Source organism: Streptomyces sp. NBC_00503 (genome assembly GCF_036346895.1).
In the GTDB taxonomy this organism is placed as follows: Bacteria; Actinomycetota; Actinomycetes; order Streptomycetales; family Streptomycetaceae; genus Streptomyces.
On sequence record NZ_CP107855.1, the window covers coordinates 3955202 to 3976212 of the forward strand.

The following is a 21011-nucleotide window of genomic DNA, read 5'->3' on the forward strand; positions in this document are numbered from 1 at the left end:
CGGCATGGGCGCTCTACCATCGCTCTATCCGCAGCAGGCTCTCCTCCGTTTGTGCCGGTGCCCGGGTCTACGCGGGCATACCGGCCCCTACGGAGCATCGGGGGATGCACATGACCAGCGCTCCGCACCTGCTCACCGAAGACCGACCGGAGTTCGATCGGCTCCTCGACGAGGCGCTGCGCACCGCGAACGACCGGCCCGAGCTCGCCGCCCTGGGCGAACGGCTGAACGCCGAACAGTTGCGCACCATGGCCATGGGAGCCACCGCGCTGCTGACGGCCGCGGCGGCAGCCGAGTACGACCACTACGTGAAGGTCCGCAAGGAGCGGCAGGACGAGATCCTGTCCACCCCCGGAACGTTGGCCCGGGAGAGCGGCGGACAGGGCGCCGGCGGCGGCGCGGGGGTCGGCGCCGTGGTCGCGGTCCTCGCCCCGGTCCTGGCCGGCACCGCCATGCTGATCTTCCTGATCGTGGGCTACATCCTGAAGGGCTTCGAACCCGAACCGGCCTTCGCGGAGACCATGCTGACGGCGGGTTGGCTCTTCGGCGGACTCACGGTCGCCGCCCTGCTCTTCGCCGTGATCGGGCTGCTGGTGACGGCCGTGCGCAACAGTTCCACCGAGGTGGTGGCGGACGAGACCGAGGCCGTACCCGACGAGGTGTCACGGGCCCGGGAGGCCTGGCGCAACGCCCTGCTGGAGCGCGGCATCATGCCGTTCCTACGGGACGCGCTGGCCGATCCCAGCGCGGGGTCGGGGTTCCCGGCCCCCCGCAAGCCGGGGGCCGGGCGCATCCCCAACCTGGGATACTCCCGGCCCGACTTCACCAGCCCCGGGGCCCCCGCACAGGGACCCCGGCCCGGTTACACGTCCCCGGACTTCACGAGCCCGGACTTCGGCGGCCCGGAGAACGAGCCTGAATGAGGGCTACTCGGCGCTGACGGTGTTCGGGAGGCCCGAGTAGCCCAGGTCGCCCTTCCAGGTGATGTCCTCTTCCTTGGTGGCGACCGCCTTGGCGCGGAAGGCGGGGACGGGCGCCGGTAGCAGTTCCGTCCAGGTACCGACGGGTGTGAAGGCCCCGCCCCTGATGTCGAAGTGGAGCTGGAACACCCGGCGGGTGGTCGTCAGCACCTTGACGTACGCGTCGTTGTTCGACCCTGAGATGGAGACTCCGCAGGCGAATCCGGTCTCTGCGCTGTTGGGATAGCCGAGGAGGCCGGAGTAGTCGGTCCAGACGGGACTGCCACCGACGGTGGCGGCCCGGCCCGCGTAGGTGTGACCCCCGTTGAGCGCCGCGCTGTAGTCCTCGGTGCCGGAGGGCGCGTAGCTGTCGATGTCACTGCACGGGCCGGTGGCTCCTGTCGCACCGGTGGCGCCCGTCGCGCCGGTGGCTCCGGTCGCACCCGTCGCGCCGGTCGCACCCGTCGCGCCGGTCCCGCCCGTGGCACCCGTGGCACCCGTCGGACCCGTGGGCCCGGTCGGACCCGTCGCGCCCGTGTGACCCTTGGGTCCCCGCGGACCCCGTGGGCCGCGCGGACCCGTCGGGCCCACCTTGCACTCGTCGTCGTGCGCGGCCTGGGGCTGCCCGACCGCACCCTCCTGCTTCCGAAGGTTGTCCGGTCTGTGTTGCCCTGACTTGCAGTGATCACCGGTCACCGGTGCGGCCAGCGCGACGGCCGGGGAGGCCATGCCCGCCAGCACCAGCGCCACCGAGGCGAGCGTGCCACCGGTCAGCCAGCCGGCCCGTCGGGGCAACGGCCCCAGGGATGCAGGGGCCCTGTTCTCAGAACTCATGTACCGCTCCTCGCGCACATTGGATCGACGGTCTTCCAAAGTCCGGAAATATGACCGGACTCCGCAGGTCATCCTGAGGACCCCGCCGCCCCGGGGCGGGCCGACGCGCCCTCCTGTCAGCGGAACGGCGCAGTCCACACGGCCACATGGCCGTCTGGGGCACGGCCACTCGGCGGCCCCGGCCCGGCGGCACACCACCGGACGGCAGCGCGCCCGTACGCCGACGGCCCGGAGCACCAGCCGGACCGAGGTCCGACCGGCGCTCCGGGCCACTGGGGTTCACCGGTTGCGCAGCTGGGTCACCGGGTCCCGCGGACCGGGGTGACCCGTTCCGCTGCTAGTCGCGGAACTTGTTGCCCTTGGCCGGCGGGTTCTTGGCTGCCGACTTCTTGACCGGCCGGCTCTTGGCTTCCGGCTTCGTGGCGGGCGGGGTCTCGGCGGACCTCTGCAGCGCGGGGGCCGTGGTGGGGCCGGGGGTGATCAGCATCCACGGGTGCTGGTTGGTGGGCGGGCCGCCGGCCGTCCCGCAGTTCAGCGACGGTGTGGGGTTGTCGACCGTGCAGAAGGTCTCGAAGACCCGTCCGTCGGTTGTCGAAATCTCGATGTTGGCCCCGTTGGAGTGCTCGTCGACTGCGATTCCGCAGGCCACCCCGGTCGGGTAGCCCGGGTTGCGCGCGGGGTTGGTCAGGTTGTGCCAGTCGAAGTTCGTAGCGTCCGGGGCGATGCCCCGGATTCCGACGTACGCGATCCCGTTGATCATCACCGCCTTGACCTCACGGGAGCCGCTGGGCTTGTAGTTGGCGATGGCGTTGCACCCACCGGTGGCACCTGTGGCGCCGGTGGCGCCCGTAGCGCCAGTGGGACCGGTCGCGCCCGTCCCACCCGTGGCACCAGTCGCGCCGTCGGCGCCCGTCGGACCGGTCGGGCCCGTCGGACCGGTCTCGCCCGTGGCGCCCGTCGCGCCCGTCGCGCCGTCAGCACCCGTCGGGCCAGTGGGACCCGTCGGACCGGTCTCGCCCGTCGCACCAGTCGCACCCGTAGCGCCATCCGCACCCGTCGGACCGGTCGGGCCGGTCGGGCCGGTCTCGCCCGTGGCACCCGTCGCGCCATCCGCACCCGTCGGGCCAGTGGGACCCGTCGGACCGGTCTCGCCCGTCGCACCAGTCGCACCCGTAGCGCCGTCAGCACCCGTCGCACCCGTCGGACCCGTCGCCCCTGTCGCACCGTCCGCGCCCGTCGCACCGGTCGCACCCGTCGCACCGTCAGCGCCGGTCGCGCCCGTCGCACCGGTCGCACCCGTCGCACCCGTCGCACCGTCAGCGCCGGTCGCACCCGTCGCACCATCAGCACCAGTCGCGCCCGTGGCACCGGTCGCACCGGTCGCACCATCCGCACCCGTAGCACCGGTGGCACCCATGGCGCCCGTCCCACCGGACGGACCCGTCGGACCCGTATCGCCCTTGGGTCCGGACGGACCGGTCGGACCCGTCGGACCGGTCGGGCCTGTCGGGCCCACGCACTTGCCGTGGTCGTGGTCGCGGCCGTGATCGTCGTTGTACTCGTCGTCGTCACCGCCACCACCCCCGAGGTACCGGTTCAGCATCCCGGCGCGCAGCGGTTCGTCGTCGTCGTGCGGCCGCTCCCGGCAGTCCTTCCCGCCACCGCCGCCACCGCCGCCGGCCGGTCGGGCCGCGGACGCCTGCGGTGCGGGGTACTGCGCCGCGGCGGCGATGGGGCTGACGACGCCCGCCAGCACGAGGGAGAGCGAGGCCAGGGTGGATCCCGTCAGCCAGGCCCTACTGCGGGGCAGGGGGCCGAGGATCGACCTGGATCGGTGCTCACGACTCATCGAGCGCTCCTTGGGAGGTAAGCCGACCGGAATCCGTGGTGTCCCGGCCGCGGGTACGAGCTTCCTTTGGAGCTACGGATTGCGCATGCAACACCTCAAGCACGGCGCCCGACTATCAACACATCGGCCTACTAAATGACCGCCAATCAGGGGGTGCCCGACGAGGCCGGCTCCGGCCAACCGCACCGGCGCCGCCGACCGGCCGCGGCATGTTGCCGACTGCGAACCCGGGATCCCCGTCGGCGCGCCGCCCACCGGTGTCCCACGCCCGATCCCTAGAGTCACCGACGATCCATCCGGACCGGCGAGCCGTGAGCAGCGCCCCCCACAGCGGTCGCAAGAGGCACAGCGGTCGCACAGGGCACAGCGGCCCCACCGCCGGCAGGAACGGCCACTACAGCGGACGGGACCCGTGAAACCAACAGTCTGTCTGAACATGATCGTCAAGGACGAGGCTCCGACCATCCGGAAGTGCCTTGACTCGATGCGTCCCCTGATCGACACCTGGGTGATCGTGGACACCGGCTCGACGGACGGCACGCAGGACGTCATCCGGGAGTGCCTCAGCGATCTGCCCGGGGTCCTCCACGAACGTCCGTGGAAGGGATTCGACGGCAGCCGTACCGAGGCCATCGAGCTCGCCCGCTCCAGCGCCGACTACCTGCTGTTCATCGACGCCGACGACGAGATGCAGGTGCAACCCGGGTTCCGGATGCCCGACCTGACCCTCGACGCCTACCGCGTCGCCCTGCACGACGGGCCGATCATCCACTGGCGGCCGGCGCTCGTCTCCACGCGGCTGCCCTGGCGGTACGTCGGCGTGCTCCACGAGTACATCGAGTGCGACACCGAGTTCAGCCTCGGAGTGCTCGAGGGCGCCAACATCCTCAGCGTCGGCGGCGGCGCCCGCCTCCGCGAGGGCGGCCAGCGCCAGAAGTACCTGCGCGATGCGGAGGTACTCGAACAGGGGCTGATCAAGGAACCCGAGAACACCCGCTACGTGTTCTACCTGGGCCAGAGCTGGCGGGACGCGGGCGAACCCGAGAAGTCCCTAGCCGCCTACGACCGCCGGGCCGGCATGGCGGGCTTCGCCGAGGAGACGTACTGCTCCCAGGTCTACGCCGCACGGCTCGCCGCGAGTCTCGACCGGCCGGCGGCCGAGGTGATGGACCGCTACCTGCGTGCGCACGAGAGTCGTCCCACCCGCGCCGAGGCGATCGGCGAGCTCGCCCGTCTCTGCCGCGTACAGAACCGCTGGCCGCTCGCCTACATGTTCGCCCGCGAGGCGGCGCGGATCCCCCGCCCGCAGGACATCCTGTTCGTCGAGTTCTCGTGGCACGAGTGGCGTGCGCTCGACGAACTCGCGATCGCCGCCTACTGGGTCGGGGAGTACCAGGAGTCACTGGAGTGCTGCGAGCGGCTCCTGAGCGAGGGCAAGTTGCCCGATGACCAGCGCGAACGGGTCTCCGCGAACCTCGATTTCGCCCGGCGCAAGCTGGGCGCGGCGTACCGAGTCGTCGCCTGATCGTGAGGATGAGAGTGTCATGACCGTCACCGCATCAACCACTGCCGCATCAACCGCCACGGCATCGACCACCCCCGCATCCACCGCCGCCGTCTCGCCCGTGCTCGCGCTCGTGCAGCCGGTTCGCCGGACCCATGTCGTCGACATCGGCGCCAACCCGATCGACGGGGACCCCCCGTACCGGGACATGCTGCGGTCCGGCCTGTGCCGTGTGACCGGCTTCGAACCCCAGCCCGATGCCCTCGACGAGCTCCAGCGCCGCAAGGGCCCGTACGAGACCTACCTGCCGGACGCCATCGGCGACGGCGCCACCCACACCCTCCGCGTCGCCGCGGCCTCCGGGATGACCAGCCTCTACCGGCCCGACCCGAACCGGCTCGGGCTCTTCAACGGTTTCACCGAATGGGGTCGGGTCCTCGAGGAGATCCCGATCGACACCCGGCGGCTGGACGACGTGGCGGAGGTCGGGGCCTTCGACCTCCTGAAGATCGACATCCAGGGTGCCGAGCTGATGGTGTTCGAGAACGCCCGGCAGAAGCTGGCCGAGGCCGTGGCGATCCACACCGAGGTGTCCTTCGTCCCGCTCTACGAGGACCAGCCCGTGTTCGGCGACGTGGACCAGGAGCTGCGCCGTCAGGGTTTCATCCCGCACGCCTTCACGGCGGTCAAGCGCTGGCCGATCGCCCCCGTGGTCTTCGGCGGCGACTTCCGCCAGGCCCAGCACCAGCTCCTCGAAGCCGACGTCGTGTACGTACGCGACTTCGGGCGTCCCGAAACCATGACCGACGAGCAGCTCAAGCAGCTGGCCCTGGTCGCCCACCACGTCTACGGCTCCACGGACCTCGCGTACCGGTGCCTCAGCGTGCTGGGCACACGGAACGCCGCCGCCCCCGACGCACCGGAGCGCTACCTCACCGCACTGCGCTGAAACCCGGCCGTGGGCGGCCCCGCGACTCCCCCCATTGGGTCGCGGGGCCGCCCCGGCCGTGCGTCAGTCCGCCAGCGGCAGGTACACGCGGTTGCCCGAGGCCGCGAACTCGGCGGACTTCTCCGCCATGCCGGCCTGGATCTCCTCGGCCTTCAGGTCTCCGCCGTGCTCACGGCGGATGTCCTGCGAGATCTTCATCGAGCAGAACTTCGGACCGCACATGGAGCAGAAGTGCGCGGTCTTGGCCGGCTCGGCCGGGAGGGTCTCGTCGTGGAACGAACGGGCCGTGTCCGGGTCGAGGGCCAGGTTGAACTGGTCCTCCCACCGGAACTCGAACCGCGCGTCCGACAGGGCGTCGTCCCACTCCTGGGCACCCGGGTGGCCCTTGGCCAGGTCCGCCGCGTGAGCAGCGATCTTGTACGTGATGACGCCGGTCTTGACGTCGTCGCGGTTCGGCAGGCCCAGGTGCTCCTTGGGCGTGACGTAGCAGAGCATCGCGGTGCCCCACCAGGCGATCATCGCGGCGCCGATGCCCGAGGTGATGTGGTCGTACGCGGGCGCGACGTCCGTGGTCAGCGGGCCGAGCGTGTAGAACGGCGCCTCTTCGCAGATCTCCTGCTGGAGGTCGATGTTCTCCTTGATCTTGTGCATCGGGACGTGCCCGGGGCCCTCGATCATCGTCTGCACGTTGTACCGCTTGGCGATCGTGTTCAGCTCGCCCAGGGTCTTCAGCTCCGCGAACTGCGCCGCGTCGTTGGCGTCCGCGATGGAACCGGGACGCAGGCCGTCACCCAGCGAGTACGTGACGTCGTACGTCGCGAGGATCTCGCAGAGCTCCTCGAAGTTCGTGTAGAGGAAGTTCTCCTTGTGGTGCGCCAGGCACCACGCGGCCATGATCGAGCCACCGCGCGAGACGATGCCGGTCTTGCGGCGCGCGGTCAGCGGGACGTACGACAGCAGCACGCCGGCGTGCACCGTCATGTAGTCGACGCCCTGCTCGGCCTGCTCGATGACCGTGTCCTTGTAGATCTCCCAGGTCAGGTCCTCGGCGCGGCCGTCGACCTTCTCCAGCGCCTGGTACAGCGGCACGGTGCCGATCGGGACGGGGGAGTTGCGCAGCACCCATTCGCGGGTGGTGTGGATGTTGCGGCCGGTCGAGAGGTCCATGACCGTGTCGGCGCCCCACTTGGTCGCCCAGGTCATCTTGTCGACCTCCTCCTCGATCGAGGAGGTGACCGCGGAGTTCCCGATGTTGGCGTTGACCTTCACCAGGAACCGCTTGCCGATGATCATCGGCTCGATCTCGGGGTGGTTCACGTTCACCGGCATGACCGCGCGACCTGCGGCGATCTCCTCGCGGACGACCTCGGGGGAGACGTTCTCGCGGATCGCGACGTACTCCATCTCCGGGGTGATCTCGCCCCGGCGGGCGTACGCGAGCTGCGTGACGGCGGCGCCGCCACGGCCCCGGCGGGGCAGGCGCGGACGGCCCGGGAAGACCGCGTCGAGGTTCTTGAGGCCGCCGCGCGGGGAGGTGTGCTTGATGCCGTCGTCCTCGGGGCGCGCGGGGCGGCCCGCGTACTCCTCGGTGTCACCGCGGCTGATGATCCAGTTTTCGCGCAGGGGCGGCAGGCCCCGGCGGACGTCGGTCTCGATCTGCGGGTCGGTGTACGGACCGGACGTGTCGTAGAGCGTCACGTCCTTGCCGTTGGTGAGGTGGACCTGGCGAACCGGCACCCGGATGTCGGGGCGGGAGCCCGCCACGTACCCCTTGTGCCAGCCGGGCTGGCGCTCGGTCTGGCCGTCGGCGTCCTGGCTGACGGCAGGCGTGCGTGCGTCCTGAATGGTCATGAGACCTAATCTCCCTACGCCGGCATTACCCGGTAACAGGTTCGGCGGTCGACGCAGCCTCCTCCCGTACGCATATTCGAATGCGAACGGTGATCAGCGCCCTCTCAGCCCGGTGCTCCGAGCTCCCGCGTTGTGCAAAGTAGCCCCCACGCTAGCGTCATGTGTGGCGTGCTGAACAGTGGGCCCCCTCATCTGTTGCGATGATCTGCCGGTGACGTCCTCGCCGCAGCCCCCCATCGAGCCCACAGATCCCGCTGGTCACACCGACCACGCCGGCCACGCGCATGCGGAGCCAGAGCACTCGCCGGGACACGCGCCCGGGCACTCGTCCGGGCACTCGCCGTCCTCGCACTCGCCGTCCGGACATTCCCACGGCCACTCGCACAGCCACGGTCCGGCGGCCCCCGTATCGAAGCACCTGCGCAAGGTGATCGCCGCCGTGCTGATCCCCTTCGCCGCCGCCGTTGTGGTCGGCATGGTCGTGCTCTGGCCGGGCGGAGCCCCGGCGCACGAGCGGTCCGGGGTCGGCTTCGACCGCCAGACCCAGCAGGGGAAGGTCGTCGCGCTCGCACAGGTCGACTGCAAATCCGTGAACGCCGCGCAGGTGCCGGCCACCGGCGACACCTCCACCCCGTCGGGCCGCGAGGCGGTCGCCGAGCAGACCGGCGACTGCAAGAAGGCCACCGTCCAGGTCTCCACCGGCGCCGACAAGGGCCGCGAGTTCATCGAGGTCATCCAGCCCGGCGCACCAAGGCAGTTGACGAACGGCCAGGAAGTGGTGGTCGCCTACGCGCCGGACGCGCCGCGCGACCTCCAGTACTCCGTCATCGACGTGAACCGCAAGTTCCCGATGGCCCTGCTGGCGGGCATCTTCGCCCTCGCGGTCGTCGTCGTCGGGCGGATGCGCGGGGTGTACGCGCTCATCGCCCTCGTCGTCAGTTTCGGCGTACTGACCCTGTTCATCCTCCCCGCGATCCTCCAGGGCTCGAACCCCCTGGTGGTGGCGGTGGTCGGGGCCAGCGCCATCATGCTGATCGCGCTCTACATGTGCCACGGCCTGACGGCCCGTACCTCGGTGGCCGTCCTCGGCACCATCGTGTCGCTGGTGCTGATCGGCCTGCTGGGCTCGCTGTTCATCGGCTGGGCGTTCCTGAGCGGCAACACCGACGACAACACCGGGCTGATCCACGGGCTCTATCCGCACATCGACATGAGCGGTTTGCTGCTTGCGGGTGTCATCATCGGATCGCTCGGCGTACTCGACGATGTGACGGTCACCCAGACGTCGGCCGTCTGGGAACTCCACCAGGCAGACCCCTCGATGGGCCCGCGCGAGCTGTACAGGGCGGGAATCCGGATCGGTCGGGACCACATCGCCTCGGTGGTCAACACACTGGTACTGGCCTACGCGGGCGCCGCGTTGCCACTGCTCCTGCTGTTCTCGATCGCGAACAGCAGCATGGGCTCGGTGGCCAACAGCGAGCTGGTGGCGGAGGAGATCGTACGGACCCTCGTGGGCTCGATCGGACTGGTCGCCTCGGTACCCGTGACGACGGCGCTGGCCGCGCTGGTGGTGTCCGCCGACCGCGCGGGATCCACGGCGGGCACGGCTGCCCCGGCGGGCACGGCGGCCTCGGGGCCACTGCGCGGCGGCCGGGGCCGGCGCCGCAAGCGCTGACCGGCGGGCGCGGCTGGTCAGTTCGCGCGCGCGGCCGGTCAAGGGCAACGGCAAGGTGGTGTGCTCAGCGCGTCGGCACGCTGAGCCGCGGTGCGTACGTGCGGTGGTGCGTGATGGTCATTCCGGTCGGTCGGCAGGCTCTGGTCAGCCCGCGTCGCCACCGGCTACCGGTCAGCCGGCGTTCTGCTCGTTCTGCCGCGACTCCGCCAGGATCTTGTCGAGCGCCTCGTCGAGGTTCTCCTCGAAGTCCCCGAGGTTGCGCTCCTGTCCGAGCGGAACGATCCGGTCGGTGCGGTCGAGGAACGCGACGAGCGGCGCCGCGCTCGCACGGAAGAGAGCCCGGTCCGCGCCCACCTGCAGCCGGATGTGGACATCGGACAGCTCCTCCGGATCCGTGGGAGCGATGTGGACATCACCGTCACCGCACGGCTTGTTGATCCCATCGAGAAGCAGCTCCCGGCCGAACGCCCAGGTCACGGGCGCGTCTCCGGGAAGGTGGAAGGTCAGACGGACTGCGTACGGATCACGCGCCTCGTACCGGAGCTCGACCGGGATCCGGAACGAGAGCTCCTCGGAAACGAGGAAACTCATCATGACCTCTGCCTGTACCGACTCGCGCATTGCCTACCCCGCTGTAGTGGAAGTGGCCAGGAATGATCCCCCAAGGCCCTCTTGACAAGAGTGGTGGAAGCGCTAGCAGATCACAAGGAGTGAGTTTTCAGATACTGATAGAGAACGAGAGGGTGCTCAACAGCGCGCCTACTTCACTCCGTAGCCGATCGACCGCACACAGCAATCGATGTTCCTGGTGCAGAGGGAGAGAAATCGCCATGGTCGCCGCCGTGTCTCCGGCGGTGATGGGGATGGCCGCGCACACCGTTCCCAGGGCGTATTCCTGCCGCTCGGTCACCGGCTGCATCCGCTCCATGGAGCCGATCCGCTGCTCCAGAGCCCGCATGTCGGCCACGGTGTAAGGGGTGATGGCCTCGACCGGGTGGCGGTCGTAGTAGTCCTTGCGCGCCTTCTCGTCGAGCTGGCCGAGCAGGCACTGCCCGATGGCGTGCGCGTGGCCGGTCTCGCGGAAATCGGCCCACTCCTCGCAGGCCGGATTGGCCGGGGTGTCCGATACACCCACGACCTCGATTTCACCCTCGCGGTAGACCGCGAAGTAGACGGGGGCCCCGACCGCGTCGCGGAAGTGCGCGAGGGAGTCGAGGATCATGCTGCGACGTTTCTGCTGGAGCCCGCCACCGGCCAGTCGGCCCGCGGCGTCACCCAGGACGAAGACCCCGCTCTCCCGGCGCAGATAGCCCTCGTGGGTCAGGGTGCGCAGCAGGTGGTACGCGGTGGGAAGCGGGAGCCCGGCCTCGCGCGCCAGTTGTTTCGCCGGGGCTCCCTCGCTATGGGAGCCGACCGCTTCGAGCAGCCTCAATGCCCTCTGCACCGAACCGATCAGAGTCGGCACACCGGCACTGTGAACCGAAGACAAGAGCTCACCCCCAGGCGTGGCGGCGGGCCGTGGGGGGCCCGCCCTGCGGGGGCCGCCCCCGCGTGTGCCGTGACTCCTGGGGGTCGTGCTCGGCGGCTGTTTGAAAGAACCGCAGGTCAGGGCGGCAGTACCGGCTTTCGGTGCCCAGGGAACGGCACAGATTGCCACTCTATCCGCCGATTCCCGGGCTGTGAGCGGTTTAGGGCTTCACGTTCCCTCACCTGGGTTAATCACGGTGTTGCCCGGGTTGCCCAAGTTCTACCAGTCTCCGGAGGAGGACTTCGTGCCGCTGCCGGTGAACTTCTTGACGATGAAGATCAGGCCGCCGACGAGGGCCACGAAGAGGAGCGCCTTGAACACGAAGCTGATCAGTGCGCCCAGGACCGTGGTGATCACACCGCCGAAGACGAACAGCACCAGCAGCGGAACGGCGACCCACTTGACCCACCAGGGCATGCCCTCGAATATCCCTCGGATGCCTTCCATGTCCCCAACCTCTTCCTGTCCGCGTCCTTGTCCGTGACTTCCTGCTCTCGATGCTAGGAGGCCACGGCTCCCGGCGGGGGCCCGCGAGCCCTCGGAGTCCCCTGATCCGCCCCCTAGGGGGACCGGGCTCCCGACCCTCAGTTCCGGGGTCCGTTCACCCTTCTGGCGGAGAGAAGACCACCATCACTTTGAGGTTCTCGGTGATGTGGTGGAACTTGTGCGGCACTCCGGCCGGCACGTAGACCACGCTCCCGTTCGCCACCGTCGTCGTCTCCTCCCCGACGGTGATGGAGGCCCGGCCGCTCACGACGAAGTACACCTCGTCCTGACCGTGCGGCTGCTGCGGGTCGCTCTCACCGGCGTCCAGCGCGTAGAGCCCCACCGACATGTTCCGCTCGCGCAGGAACTGGAGATAGGCGCCCTCGTTCGCGGCCCGCTCGGCCTCGAGCTCGGTCAGCCGGAAGGCCTTCATCGTCTTTGTACCCCTTGTGCTCTCTCGTGCCGTGACCATCCGCAGATCAGCTGATGTTCCACGGGGATCATCTCTGCAACGATCGGACACATGACGAATTTCGTAGTCAAGACAGTGGCCAACGCCGCGGCCCTCGCCGTCGCCATCTGGCTCCTCGCAGGCATCACCCTCGACGACGGCAGCAGCATGGGCCGCCGCACCCTCACCCTGATCCTGGTCGCGCTGATCTTCGGCGTGGTCAACGTCATCGTCAAGCCCGTGGTGAAGCTGTTCTCGCTGCCGCTCTTCATCCTCACCCTCGGCCTGTTCACCCTCGTGGTGAACGCGCTGATGCTGATGCTGACCTCGTGGCTGGCCAAGCAGTTCGACCTCAGCTTCCACGTGGACAACTTCTGGACCGCGGTGATCGGCGCCCTCATCATCTCCATCGTCTCCTGGGCCGTGAACATGGTCCTGCCCGACAAGAACTGAAGCGGGCGCCCATGTACCGCGTGTGCTTCGTCTGCACCGGCAACATCTGCCGCTCGCCCATGGCCGAGTCCGTCTTCCGCTCCCTCGTCGCCGACGCCGGGCTCGCGGACCTGGTCGAGGTCGACAGCGCGGGCACCGGCGGCTGGCACGAGGGGGGCGACGCCGATCCGCGCACCGTCGCGGTCCTGAAGGCCGCCGGGTACGAGCAGGCCCACCGGGCCCGGCAGTTCCGCAGCTCCTGGTTCGCCGGTCTGGACCTCGTCATCGCGCTCGACGCCGGGCACCTGCGGGACCTCAGGGCGCTGGCTCCCACGCCGGAGGATGCCGCCAAGGTCCGGCTGCTGCGGTCCTACGACCCTGCGGCCACGGCCTCCCGGAGCGACGTACCCGATCCCTACTACGGGCCCTTCGGCGGATTCGAAGAGTGCCTGGAACTGGTCGAGGCGGCCGGCCCCGGCCTGCTGGACGCCGTACGCGAAGCCGTGAAGGAGCACACCCCATGAGCACACCCGACAGCGCTCCCGACAGCGCTCACGCCCGGGCGGAGCGGCTCGGGGACGGCACCGTCGCCGTCCGCGCCGGTCTTCCCGAGCCGGCCAAGAACGAGCCGACGCTGCCCGGTCCGGTCTTCGCCGCCCACTTCCACCTCCCCGGCGAGGTCGAAGGCCCGTACACCTACGGGCGCGACACCAACCCCACCTGGACCCTGCTGGAGCGGGCCATCGGGGAACTGGAAGCCCCCGGCCAGGAGGGCGTGGACACCGTCGTCTTCGCTTCCGGCATGGCCGCGGTCAGCGCCGTCCTGCTCTCCCAGGCGCGGGCCGGCGACACCGTGGTCCTGCCCGACGACGGCTACCAGGCCCTGCCCCTCGTGCGGGAGCAGTTGGAGGCCTACGGGGTCCACGTGCGCACCGCCCCCACCGGCGGGGACGCCCAGCTCGCGGTCCTCGACGGAGCCCGGCTGCTGTGGCTGGAAACCCCGTCCAACCCCGGGCTCGACGTCTGCGACATCCGGCGCCTCGTGGACGCGGCACACGCGGGCGGCACCCTGGTCGCTGTCGACAACACCCTCGCGACTCCGCTCGGCCAGCGCCCCTTGGAGCTCGGCGCCGACTTCTCGGTGGCCAGCGGCACCAAGGGCCTCACCGGCCACGGCGACCTGCTGCTCGGCTACGTCGTCTGCCGCGACGCCGAACTCGCCGCGGGGATCCGCCGCTGGCGCAAGGTGGTCGGAGCGATCCCGGGCCCCATGGAGGCCTGGCTCGCCCACCGCTCCCTGTCCACCATCCAGTTGCGCTGCGAGCGCCAGTGGACCAACGCGCTCGCCGTCGCCGAGGCCCTCTCCGGCCGTGCGGACGTCTCGGGGCTGCGCTACCCGGGACTGGCCTCGGATCCGTCCCACAAGACGGCCGCGGGCCAGATGCGGGGCTTCGGGTCGGTGGTCTCCTTCACCCTGGCCGACCGCGCGCATGCGGAACGGTTCATGGCCGCCACGCGTCTCGTGGAGGACGCCACGAGCTTCGGCGGGGTGCGGTCCACCGCGGAGCGGCGCGGGCGCTGGGGCGGCGACGCCGTGCCGGAGGGGTTCATCCGCTTCTCCGCCGGGGCCGAGGACACCGAGGACCTGGTCGCGGACGTGCTGCGGGCCCTCGACGTGGCGGGATCCACGGCCTGATCGGCCTGTCGGAAGGCGGTCCGGGTCTGCCGCCCGGTGACCCGGACCGCCCGGCTCGCGCCCCGGCGCATTTCGCCGCCATGCGTTTCAGAAGCGGAAGTCTGGGCCACTCTTCTCCCATGACCGAACGTCCCGTGGTCAAACGCACCGCCCGCGCGATCCTGCTCGACGGTGACGACCTGATCCTCATCAAGCGCACCAAGCCCGGCGTCGACCCCTACTGGCTCACCCCCGGCGGGGGCGTGGAGCCCTCGGACCTGACCGTCGTCGACGCCCTCCACCGAGAGATCCACGAGGAACTCGGCGCGAAGATCACCGATGTGGTGCCCTGCTTCGTCGACACCGTCGAGCACATCGCCGACCGGGGGGTGACCGGCGTCAAGGTGCAGCACTTCTTCGTCTGTCATCTCGAATCCATGGATCCCAGCCAGCGCCACGGGCCCGAGATCGAGGAGCCGGAGGGCGAGTACGAGATCGTCCGCGTGCCCTTCAGCCGCATGGGCATCGCCGCCGTCCACCTCGTCCCGCTGTCCCTGCGCCACTACCTCGACGGCAACATCGAGGGCGTGCGCGCCATGCACGCCCCCGACCTGGGCTGACCCTCCGAACCGATCGCGGGCGCCCGCCGGAATCAGCCGGCGACGCCCGCCAGTTCCTCCACCTCGTCGTGGCGGATGCGCTCCCCGGGGATCCCGATCCTCTTCAGCGCGTCCACCCCGCTGCGGATCATCGCGGCCGGCCCCGAGACGAACGCGTCGTACGAACTCCAGGGCCCGTGCTCGCCGATGGCCTCCGGCAGCTGTCCGGCCAGTCCGTCCGCGCACACCACCGGGCGCACCGACAGCCACGGATGCGAGCGCTGCAGACCCAGCAGGGTGTCCTTGTCGTAGAGGTCGTGGTCGCTGCGCGCTCCGAAGAACACCTCTACCGGGCGCCGTTCCCCGTGCTCGGCCACGTCCTCGATCAGCGCTTTGATCGGGGCTATGCCCGTGCCGCCGCCCAGGCAGATCATGCCGTTGTCGGTGCTGTGGTCGACCACCATGGAACCGGCCGGCGGCCCGAGCCGCAGTACGTCACCGGGCCGGGCGTGGCGCACCAGCGCGTTGGAGACCCATCCCGCCGGGACCGCCTTGACGTGGAAGGACAGCAGTCCGTCCGCGCGGGGGGCCGAGGCGAAGGAGTAGTGCCGCCAGACCCGTGGCCACCACGGGGTCTCCAGGCTCGTGTACTGGCCCGCGAGGAACGGGTACGGCTGGTCGGGGCGGACGGTGAGCACCGCGATGTCCGAGGTGCGCAGATCGTGGGAGACCACTTCGGCGTGCCACCACGGCGGCGCCTTGGTGTCGGCCTCGGCCGCCGCGTCGATCATGATCTGGGAGATCGCGGTGTACGCCCGTGCCCAGGCGGCTTCGGTCTCCGGCCCCCAGCTGTCGTGGGCGTAGCGGGCCAGTGCCCCGATCAGGGCCTCGCCCACCGGTGGATAGTGGGCGGGCTGGGTGCCGTACTTGCGGTGCCCGCTGCCGAGTCGGCTCAGGTACGCGGTGAGCACTTCGGGATGGTCGATGTGCTCGGCGGCGGTCAGCAGCGCCTTCAGCAGCCGGTCCCGTTGGGTGTCCATGGCGGCGGGGAACATCCCCCGCAGATCCGGGTGCGCCGTGAACACCAGGGCGTAGAAGTAGGAAGTCACCTTGTCGGCGACGGGTGCGATTTCCGCGAGGGTCCGGCGGATGAGCACGGCATCGGGGGAGGGCGCGGGAGAGGCCTCTGGCGCACTGCCCCCGGACGGTATCCGGGCGGTCCTCCGTCTTGCCGATCTGGTGGGCGGAGCGTCCATGCGGTGCCTCGCTTCGAGCATCTCGGTAGGTCTGCACGCGCCACGGCCTTCGAATCCGTGGTTCCGGGTTCCACAGCGTGCCAGTCCGCCCCAGAGCTTGCGGGGAAATGCGGGAAATCCGCGTTTCGAACCCACTTTCCCCTTAAGATGCCTCAACTCCCGTGCGCGCCACCCCTGCCAGCTGGTATGCCTCCCGCAGGTCACGGCCCTCGTAGACGTGTGTCGCCTTCTCCACGAGGTACGGCCGGGCGTTCACCGCGACCGAGCGCGGGACGGCCTCGAAGAGCGCCACGTCGGTACTGGAATCCCCGTACGCGACACAGTCGCTCCGCTCCAGCCCGAACTGCGCGCACAGCCGGTCGGCGACGGTCACCTTGCCCTCCGGCGTCAGGATTCCGGCCATGTCCACGGGCCGTGTGAACGGAACCTCCGGGAAGACCGAACCGTGCGCGGCATGCGCGCCCCACTCCAGCAGGAGCTCCACGAAGAACGAGGGCGACAGCGAGATCACCGCGCAGTAGTCCCCGCGTTCCCGGATCTCCTGCCACACCTCGCGGATGCCTGAAATCCAGGGCGCCTCGTCGAACGCGGCCCGCACATGTGCCGGGGTCAGGTCCGTCCAGAGCTTCTGGGCGGCCAGCGCGAACTCGTGCGGCCCGATCTCCTGCGCCACGAAGGCACGCTCCAGTTGGGCGATCTCGTCCGCCAGTCCGAGCTGACGGGAGATCTCGACGGGGGCCGCCGATCCGTACATCAGCGTTCCGTCGAGGTCGAACAGGTGCAGGAGGGTCATAACCGTCGAGGCTAGTGGCTCCGTTTCACGTGAAACAGCGTGTTTCACGTGAAACATCGGCCGGTTCCACCTTCCCCACCTGGATGTTTCACGTGAAACATCCAGCCCAAATTCCCTGGACCGGGCCCCGGCCGATGAACCAGTCTGGGGCTGTGACACCACCACCCCTTCTCACCGCCCTGCCGATCCGCGCACTGACTGTGGACGACCTCCCCCACTGCGCCGATCTCTCCGAAGACCGCGGTTGGCCCCGCGAGGATCACAAGTGGGGGCTCCTGCTCGCCTCCGGCCACGGCTACGGCATCGAAGCCCCGGACGGACAGGGGCTTGCCGCGGTCTGCGTGGTCACCCTGTACGGGCCCGACCAGGCGGAGCCCGAACTCGCCGCCATCGGCATGGTCCTGGTCGCCGACCGCTACGCCCGCCGGGGTCTGGGCAGACACCTGATGGCCTACATCTGCGACGACGTCCTCAAGGGCATCCCCCTCACCCTGCACGCCACCCCGTACGGCCGCCCCCTCTACGAGGAGCTCGGCTTCGACACCACGGGGCGCGCCGAGATGCTCCGGGGTGCCTTCCGCCCGGATGCCGGTGCGCCCACGCCGGGCACCGTCCCGGTCCGGCCGGCCACCGCCGAGGACATCCAGAGGATCCTCCGGCTGGACGGCGAGGTCTTCGGCACCGACCGGACGCACCTGATCACCCGGCTGCCCGCCTTCACGGACCGGCTCCTCGTCGCCGAGGACGCTGCCGGCGAGCTGATCGGCTACGGCGCCATCTGGCCCAACATGGAGACCCATGTCATCGGGCCGCTGGTCGCCCGGGACACCGGCACGGCTCAGGCTCTGGTCACCGCCCTGGCCGCCGCGACCGACCGCCCCCTGCGCACCGATGTCGACGTGCGCCACGAAGAGCTGCTCGGCTGGCTCAAGGAGCGGGGCCTCGGCTCCATTGCCTTCAATGCCGTCATGACCCGGAACATCCCCGGCCTGCCCGGTGACTGGACCCGCCGATGGGCCCCGATCACCGTGGCGGCAGGGTGAGCGAGGAGCATCGCACCATGACCGGAGAAGACTCCGACCTGATCATTCGCCCGGCCGTCGAGGAGGATCTGCCCGCGATCGTCGCGATGCTGGCCGACGATCCGCTCGGCATGACCCGGGAGTCACCGGACGATCTGTCCCCCTACCGGGCGGCCTTCGAACGGCTGGCGGGCGATCCGCACCAGCACGTGGTCGTCGCCGTCCGCGCGGGCCGCGTCGTCGGCACCCTCCAGCTGACGATCGTCCCCGGACTCTCCCGCAAGGGAGCCACGCGTTCGATCATCGAAGGCGTACGCGTCCATGCGGACGAGCGGGGCAGCGGTCTCGGCACCCGGTTCATCGAATGGGCGATCGAACAGTCCCGTGCCGAGGACTGCAACCTCGTCCAGCTCACCTCGGACATGGCCCGCACCGACGCCCACCGCTTCTACGAGCGGCTCGGCTTCACCGGCTCCCACCTCGGGTTCAAGCTCCAGCTCTGAACCCGCCCCGCGTAGGCCGGGCCCCTCCTGTCGGCGGTCCGGCCTACGATCGGGAAGATGAGCCTTCCCCTCGTCACTGACGCCGAGCGCAGGAACCGGCTCGGCCGCCGGCACCGGCTCGCGCCGTCCGCCCGCGCCACCGATGTGCCTCAGGTCGCGGACGCCGTCATCGCCCTGCACGCCACCGACGCCTCGACGGTCTTCCTCTCGGCCCGCGCCCGGCTGCGCGAGGGCGAGCCCTCCGTGATCGAGCGGGCCCTCTACGAGGACGTGAGCCTCGTGCGGCTGCTCAGCATGCGCAACACGCTCTTCGCCGTCTCCACCGAACTCGCGCCGTACGTGGACTCCTCCACGGCGCGGGCCATCGCCACCAAGGAGCGCCGCACGCTCCTCAAGCACCTCCAGGAGGACGGCCAGGGTCTCGACGCCGACTGGCTGGCACGGGCCGAGAGCGCCACGCTGGACGCGCTCGACTCCCGGGGGCCGTCCACCGGGAGCCAGCTCTCCGCCGCCGTACCCGTCCTCCGACAGAAGATCACCGTCTTCCGGGGCAAGAAGTACGAGACCGAGACGGGTGTCGCCAGCCGCGTCATCCGGCTGCTCGCCGCCGACGGCCGCATCCGCCGCGACCGGCCCCGGGGATCGTGGACCTCCAGCCAGTACCGCTGGGTGCACACCGAGCCCTGGCCCGCCATGCCCCCGGCCGAGGCCCGCGCCGAACTCGCCCGCCGGTGGCTGCACTCCTACGGCCCGGCCACCGAAGCCGACCTCAAGTGGTGGACCGGCTGGACCCTCACCGACACCCGCAAGGCCCTCGCGGCCGTCGGCCCCGAGGAGGTCCGGCTGGAGGACGGCTCCACCGCACTCGTCGGTCCCGGCGACTTCGGACCCGAGCCCGCCCTGGAGCCCTGGGCCGCCCTGCTGCCCGCCCTGGACCCCAGCGCAATGGGCTGGGCCGACCGCGGCTTCCACCTGGACCCGGCGCACCGGGCGGCCCTCTTCGACTCCTCCGGCAACATCGGCCCCACCGTGTGGTGGAACGGCGAGATCGTCGGCGGTTGGGCCCAGCTCCCCGACGGCCGGATCGTCCACCGGCTGCTCGCGGATCCGGGCCGCCCCGCCGGGAAGGCGATCGCGGCGGAAGCCGAGCGGCTGGGCTCCTGGCTCGGGGAGGCCCGGATCACCCCGCGCTTCCGCACCCCGCTGGAGCGTGAACTCGTAGCGGGATGAAGGCGGGGCCTAGCCGATGCCCCGCCAACCCTGCGGGTCCACCCCGCCGGGTACCGGCGCGTGGGTGTCGTACGGCTCGCGGGTGAACACGAACGAGCCGAGGTCGAGGTGGCTCACCGACCCGTCCGGCCGTCGCACGGCCCGCAGCGACTCGCCCGCGTAGTAGCCGTTCAGGCCCGTCCAGCTGCCGTCCGGCTCCGCCCGGAAGCGGGCGGAGCGCCCATTGGCGGCCACCGGGCCCAGCTCGAGGAACCCGTCGTAGGTCAGCCGTACGGCCTGAGCCGATGTACCCCAGTACCAGGGGCCGCACAGCTCCAGGGCGACCGGATCGGCCTCCCGGAGCGGCCGCCAGGGCTCGGGCAGGCGCGGCTCGGCCTGCGCGACGATCGCCACCAGATCGGCGGCCAGCGTGGAGACGGGCAGCCCCGAGGTGCAGTTGGCCAGCACCACCGCGGCCACGTCCTCCGCCTCGCTCAGCCACAGGCAGGCCACGAAGCCCGGGAGCGAGCCGGTGTGCCCCGCGAGCCTGTGCTCGCCGTACTGCGTCAGCTGCATTCCGAGCCCGTAGCCGAGGTCGGCGAGACCCGGCTCCGGCGGAGTGGCCGACGTCCGCATCTCCCGGACCGACTCGGCGCTCAGCACGCGCTCGTCGCCCCGTACGAGGAAGGCCGCGAACCGCGCCAGGTCACCGGTGGTGGACCACAGCTGGCCGGCCGGGGCCATGAGCCCCAGGTCCTCCGCCGGTTCGGGCATCATCACGTCCGCCCACGGGTGCACCGCCCAGCCGCCCGCGGCCGGGGCCTGCGGCTGCGCCGTCGTGCGCGCCAGCCCCAGCGGTTCCAGCACCTCGGCCCGGAGCACCTCTTCCCACGGCTTGCCGCGTACCGCCTCCACGACCGAACCCAGCAGCGTGTAGCCCGGGTTGGAGTAGTGGTGGCGCCGGCCCGGCTCGAAACGGAAGGGCTGCTCGCCGAGCACGTCCGAGAGCTCCGGCCGCATCGCGCCCGGCGTCCGCTCCCACCACTCGCCCGGCGTCTCGGCCGCCAACCCGCCCGTGTGGGAGAGCAGCTGGCCGATGGTCACCTCTCCGACGCCCGTGGCCGCACCCGTGCCCGGCAGGAACTTCTCCACCGGATCACCGAGCGCCAGCAGTCCCTCGTCGCGCAGGCGCATCACCAGAACGGCGGTGAACGTCTTGGTGATCGACCCGATCCGGTACTGGACGTTCCCGTCGGGCCCGTGTCCCTCGACCATGGTCCGGGAGCCCTCCCAGACCACCTCTCCGCCCCGCACCACGGCCGCCACCAGGGACGGCGCCCGGCCTTCGCGCTGGGCGACGGCGATCCGCCTCAGGAGCGCGCGCCGGGTCGCGGGAAGCAGGACAAGATCTTCAGATACGGCATCCATGGGGC

Annotated in this window: 21 protein-coding genes; 11 read left to right on the forward strand and 10 right to left on the reverse strand. The window is 70.5% G+C overall.

The features are described 5' to 3' along the window. The first annotated feature begins 104 nt into the window (after nucleotides 1-104). The gene (locus OG490_RS18475; protein WP_330297399.1) at nucleotides 105-923 is read left to right on the forward strand and encodes a hypothetical protein; all 819 of its coding nucleotides are present in this window, start codon (nucleotides 105-107) and stop codon (nucleotides 921-923) included. A gap of 3 nt (nucleotides 924-926) precedes the next feature. Here OG490_RS18475 and OG490_RS18480 read toward each other — a convergent pair whose 3' ends face one another. Further along, on the reverse strand, nucleotides 927-1793 hold the full coding sequence (locus OG490_RS18480; RefSeq protein WP_330297400.1) for a hypothetical protein: 867 nt from the start codon (nucleotides 1791-1793) through the stop codon (nucleotides 927-929). Nucleotides 1794-2130: 337 nt separating this feature from the next. Further along, the gene (locus OG490_RS18485; protein WP_330297401.1) at nucleotides 2131-3642 is read right to left on the reverse strand and encodes a hypothetical protein; all 1512 of its coding nucleotides are present in this window, start codon (nucleotides 3640-3642) and stop codon (nucleotides 2131-2133) included. Nucleotides 3643-4078: 436 nt separating this feature from the next. Here OG490_RS18485 and OG490_RS18490 point away from each other — a divergent pair, with 436 nt between their 5' ends. Then, on the forward strand, nucleotides 4079-5167 hold the full coding sequence (locus OG490_RS18490; protein WP_330297402.1) for a tetratricopeptide repeat-containing glycosyltransferase: 1089 nt from the start codon (nucleotides 4079-4081) through the stop codon (nucleotides 5165-5167). Between the two features lie 19 nt (nucleotides 5168-5186). Then, nucleotides 5187-6095: an FkbM family methyltransferase gene (locus OG490_RS18495; RefSeq protein WP_330297403.1), complete on the forward strand. Its 909-nt coding sequence runs from the start codon at nucleotides 5187-5189 to the stop codon at nucleotides 6093-6095. A 63-nt stretch (nucleotides 6096-6158) separates the two neighbouring features. Here the strand turns inward: OG490_RS18495 and thiC are convergent, their stop codons facing one another. Continuing rightward, a complete protein-coding gene (gene thiC, locus OG490_RS18500; RefSeq protein ID WP_330297404.1) occupies nucleotides 6159-7946 on the reverse strand; it encodes a phosphomethylpyrimidine synthase ThiC in 1788 nt (595 codons plus the stop codon). 178 nt (nucleotides 7947-8124) lie between these two features. On the opposite strand from thiC, the gene OG490_RS18505 reads away from it, so the two are divergent. Beyond that, the gene (locus tag OG490_RS18505; protein WP_443065834.1) at nucleotides 8125-9624 is read left to right on the forward strand and encodes a YibE/F family protein; all 1500 of its coding nucleotides are present in this window, start codon (nucleotides 8125-8127) and stop codon (nucleotides 9622-9624) included. Between the two features lie 171 nt (nucleotides 9625-9795). Here OG490_RS18505 and OG490_RS18510 read toward each other — a convergent pair whose 3' ends face one another. From OG490_RS18510 to OG490_RS18525, 4 genes are all read right to left on the reverse strand, one after another. Next, nucleotides 9796-10245: an SsgA family sporulation/cell division regulator gene (locus OG490_RS18510; protein WP_330297406.1), complete on the reverse strand. Its 450-nt coding sequence runs from the start codon at nucleotides 10243-10245 to the stop codon at nucleotides 9796-9798. A gap of 97 nt (nucleotides 10246-10342) precedes the next feature. Next, nucleotides 10343-11113: an IclR family transcriptional regulator gene (locus OG490_RS18515; protein WP_443065835.1), complete on the reverse strand. Its 771-nt coding sequence runs from the start codon at nucleotides 11111-11113 to the stop codon at nucleotides 10343-10345. Nucleotides 11114-11371: 258 nt separating this feature from the next. Continuing rightward, nucleotides 11372-11590 carry a DUF5326 family protein gene (locus OG490_RS18520; protein ID WP_330300970.1) on the reverse strand — a complete coding sequence of 73 codons (219 nt, stop codon included), beginning with the start codon at nucleotides 11588-11590 and terminating at the stop codon, nucleotides 11372-11374. A gap of 163 nt (nucleotides 11591-11753) precedes the next feature. Next, on the reverse strand, nucleotides 11754-12071 hold the full coding sequence (locus OG490_RS18525) for a cupin domain-containing protein (RefSeq protein ID WP_330297408.1): 318 nt from the start codon (nucleotides 12069-12071) through the stop codon (nucleotides 11754-11756). A gap of 90 nt (nucleotides 12072-12161) precedes the next feature. On the opposite strand from OG490_RS18525, the gene OG490_RS18530 reads away from it, so the two are divergent. The 4 genes from OG490_RS18530 to OG490_RS18545 all read left to right on the forward strand — a co-directional run bounded on the left by OG490_RS18530 (nucleotide 12162) and on the right by OG490_RS18545 (nucleotide 14816). Then, nucleotides 12162-12542, forward strand: coding sequence for a phage holin family protein (locus OG490_RS18530; RefSeq protein ID WP_330297409.1), 381 nt, complete (start codon nucleotides 12162-12164; stop codon nucleotides 12540-12542). 11 nt (nucleotides 12543-12553) lie between these two features. Then, the gene (locus tag OG490_RS18535; protein WP_330297410.1) at nucleotides 12554-13045 is read left to right on the forward strand and encodes a low molecular weight protein-tyrosine-phosphatase; all 492 of its coding nucleotides are present in this window, start codon (nucleotides 12554-12556) and stop codon (nucleotides 13043-13045) included. Beyond that, complete coding sequence (locus OG490_RS18540) at nucleotides 13042-14217, forward strand: cystathionine gamma-lyase (RefSeq protein ID WP_330297411.1); 1176 nt, start codon at nucleotides 13042-13044, stop codon at nucleotides 14215-14217. The genes OG490_RS18535 and OG490_RS18540 overlap by 4 nt, the downstream gene beginning before the upstream one ends. A gap of 119 nt (nucleotides 14218-14336) precedes the next feature. Next, on the forward strand, nucleotides 14337-14816 hold the full coding sequence (locus OG490_RS18545) for an NUDIX hydrolase (RefSeq protein ID WP_330297412.1): 480 nt from the start codon (nucleotides 14337-14339) through the stop codon (nucleotides 14814-14816). 32 nt (nucleotides 14817-14848) lie between these two features. On the opposite strand, the gene OG490_RS18550 is transcribed toward OG490_RS18545, so the two are convergent. Further along, entirely contained in the window at nucleotides 14849-16135 is a 1287-nt protein-coding gene (locus OG490_RS18550) for a globin domain-containing protein (protein WP_443065960.1), read from the reverse strand. A 58-nt stretch (nucleotides 16136-16193) separates the two neighbouring features. Further along, a complete protein-coding gene (locus tag OG490_RS18555; protein WP_330297414.1) occupies nucleotides 16194-16844 on the reverse strand; it encodes an HAD family hydrolase in 651 nt (216 codons plus the stop codon). A 134-nt stretch (nucleotides 16845-16978) separates the two neighbouring features. Between OG490_RS18555 and OG490_RS18560 the strand changes: the two genes are divergently transcribed. From OG490_RS18560 to OG490_RS18570, 3 genes are read left to right on the forward strand one after another with little or no spacing between them, the layout of a single operon-like run. Beyond that, nucleotides 16979-17887 carry a GNAT family N-acetyltransferase gene (locus tag OG490_RS18560; RefSeq protein WP_330297415.1) on the forward strand — a complete coding sequence of 303 codons (909 nt, stop codon included), beginning with the start codon at nucleotides 16979-16981 and terminating at the stop codon, nucleotides 17885-17887. Between the two features lie 17 nt (nucleotides 17888-17904). Next, nucleotides 17905-18369 carry a GNAT family N-acetyltransferase gene (locus tag OG490_RS18565; RefSeq protein ID WP_330297416.1) on the forward strand — a complete coding sequence of 155 codons (465 nt, stop codon included), beginning with the start codon at nucleotides 17905-17907 and terminating at the stop codon, nucleotides 18367-18369. A gap of 57 nt (nucleotides 18370-18426) precedes the next feature. Further along, the gene (locus OG490_RS18570) at nucleotides 18427-19599 is read left to right on the forward strand and encodes a winged helix DNA-binding domain-containing protein (RefSeq protein WP_330297417.1); all 1173 of its coding nucleotides are present in this window, start codon (nucleotides 18427-18429) and stop codon (nucleotides 19597-19599) included. A gap of 9 nt (nucleotides 19600-19608) precedes the next feature. On the opposite strand, the gene OG490_RS18575 is transcribed toward OG490_RS18570, so the two are convergent. Next, nucleotides 19609-21006 carry a serine hydrolase domain-containing protein gene (locus OG490_RS18575; protein ID WP_330297418.1) on the reverse strand — a complete coding sequence of 466 codons (1398 nt, stop codon included), beginning with the start codon at nucleotides 21004-21006 and terminating at the stop codon, nucleotides 19609-19611. Nucleotides 21007-21011: the final 5 nt, after the last annotated feature.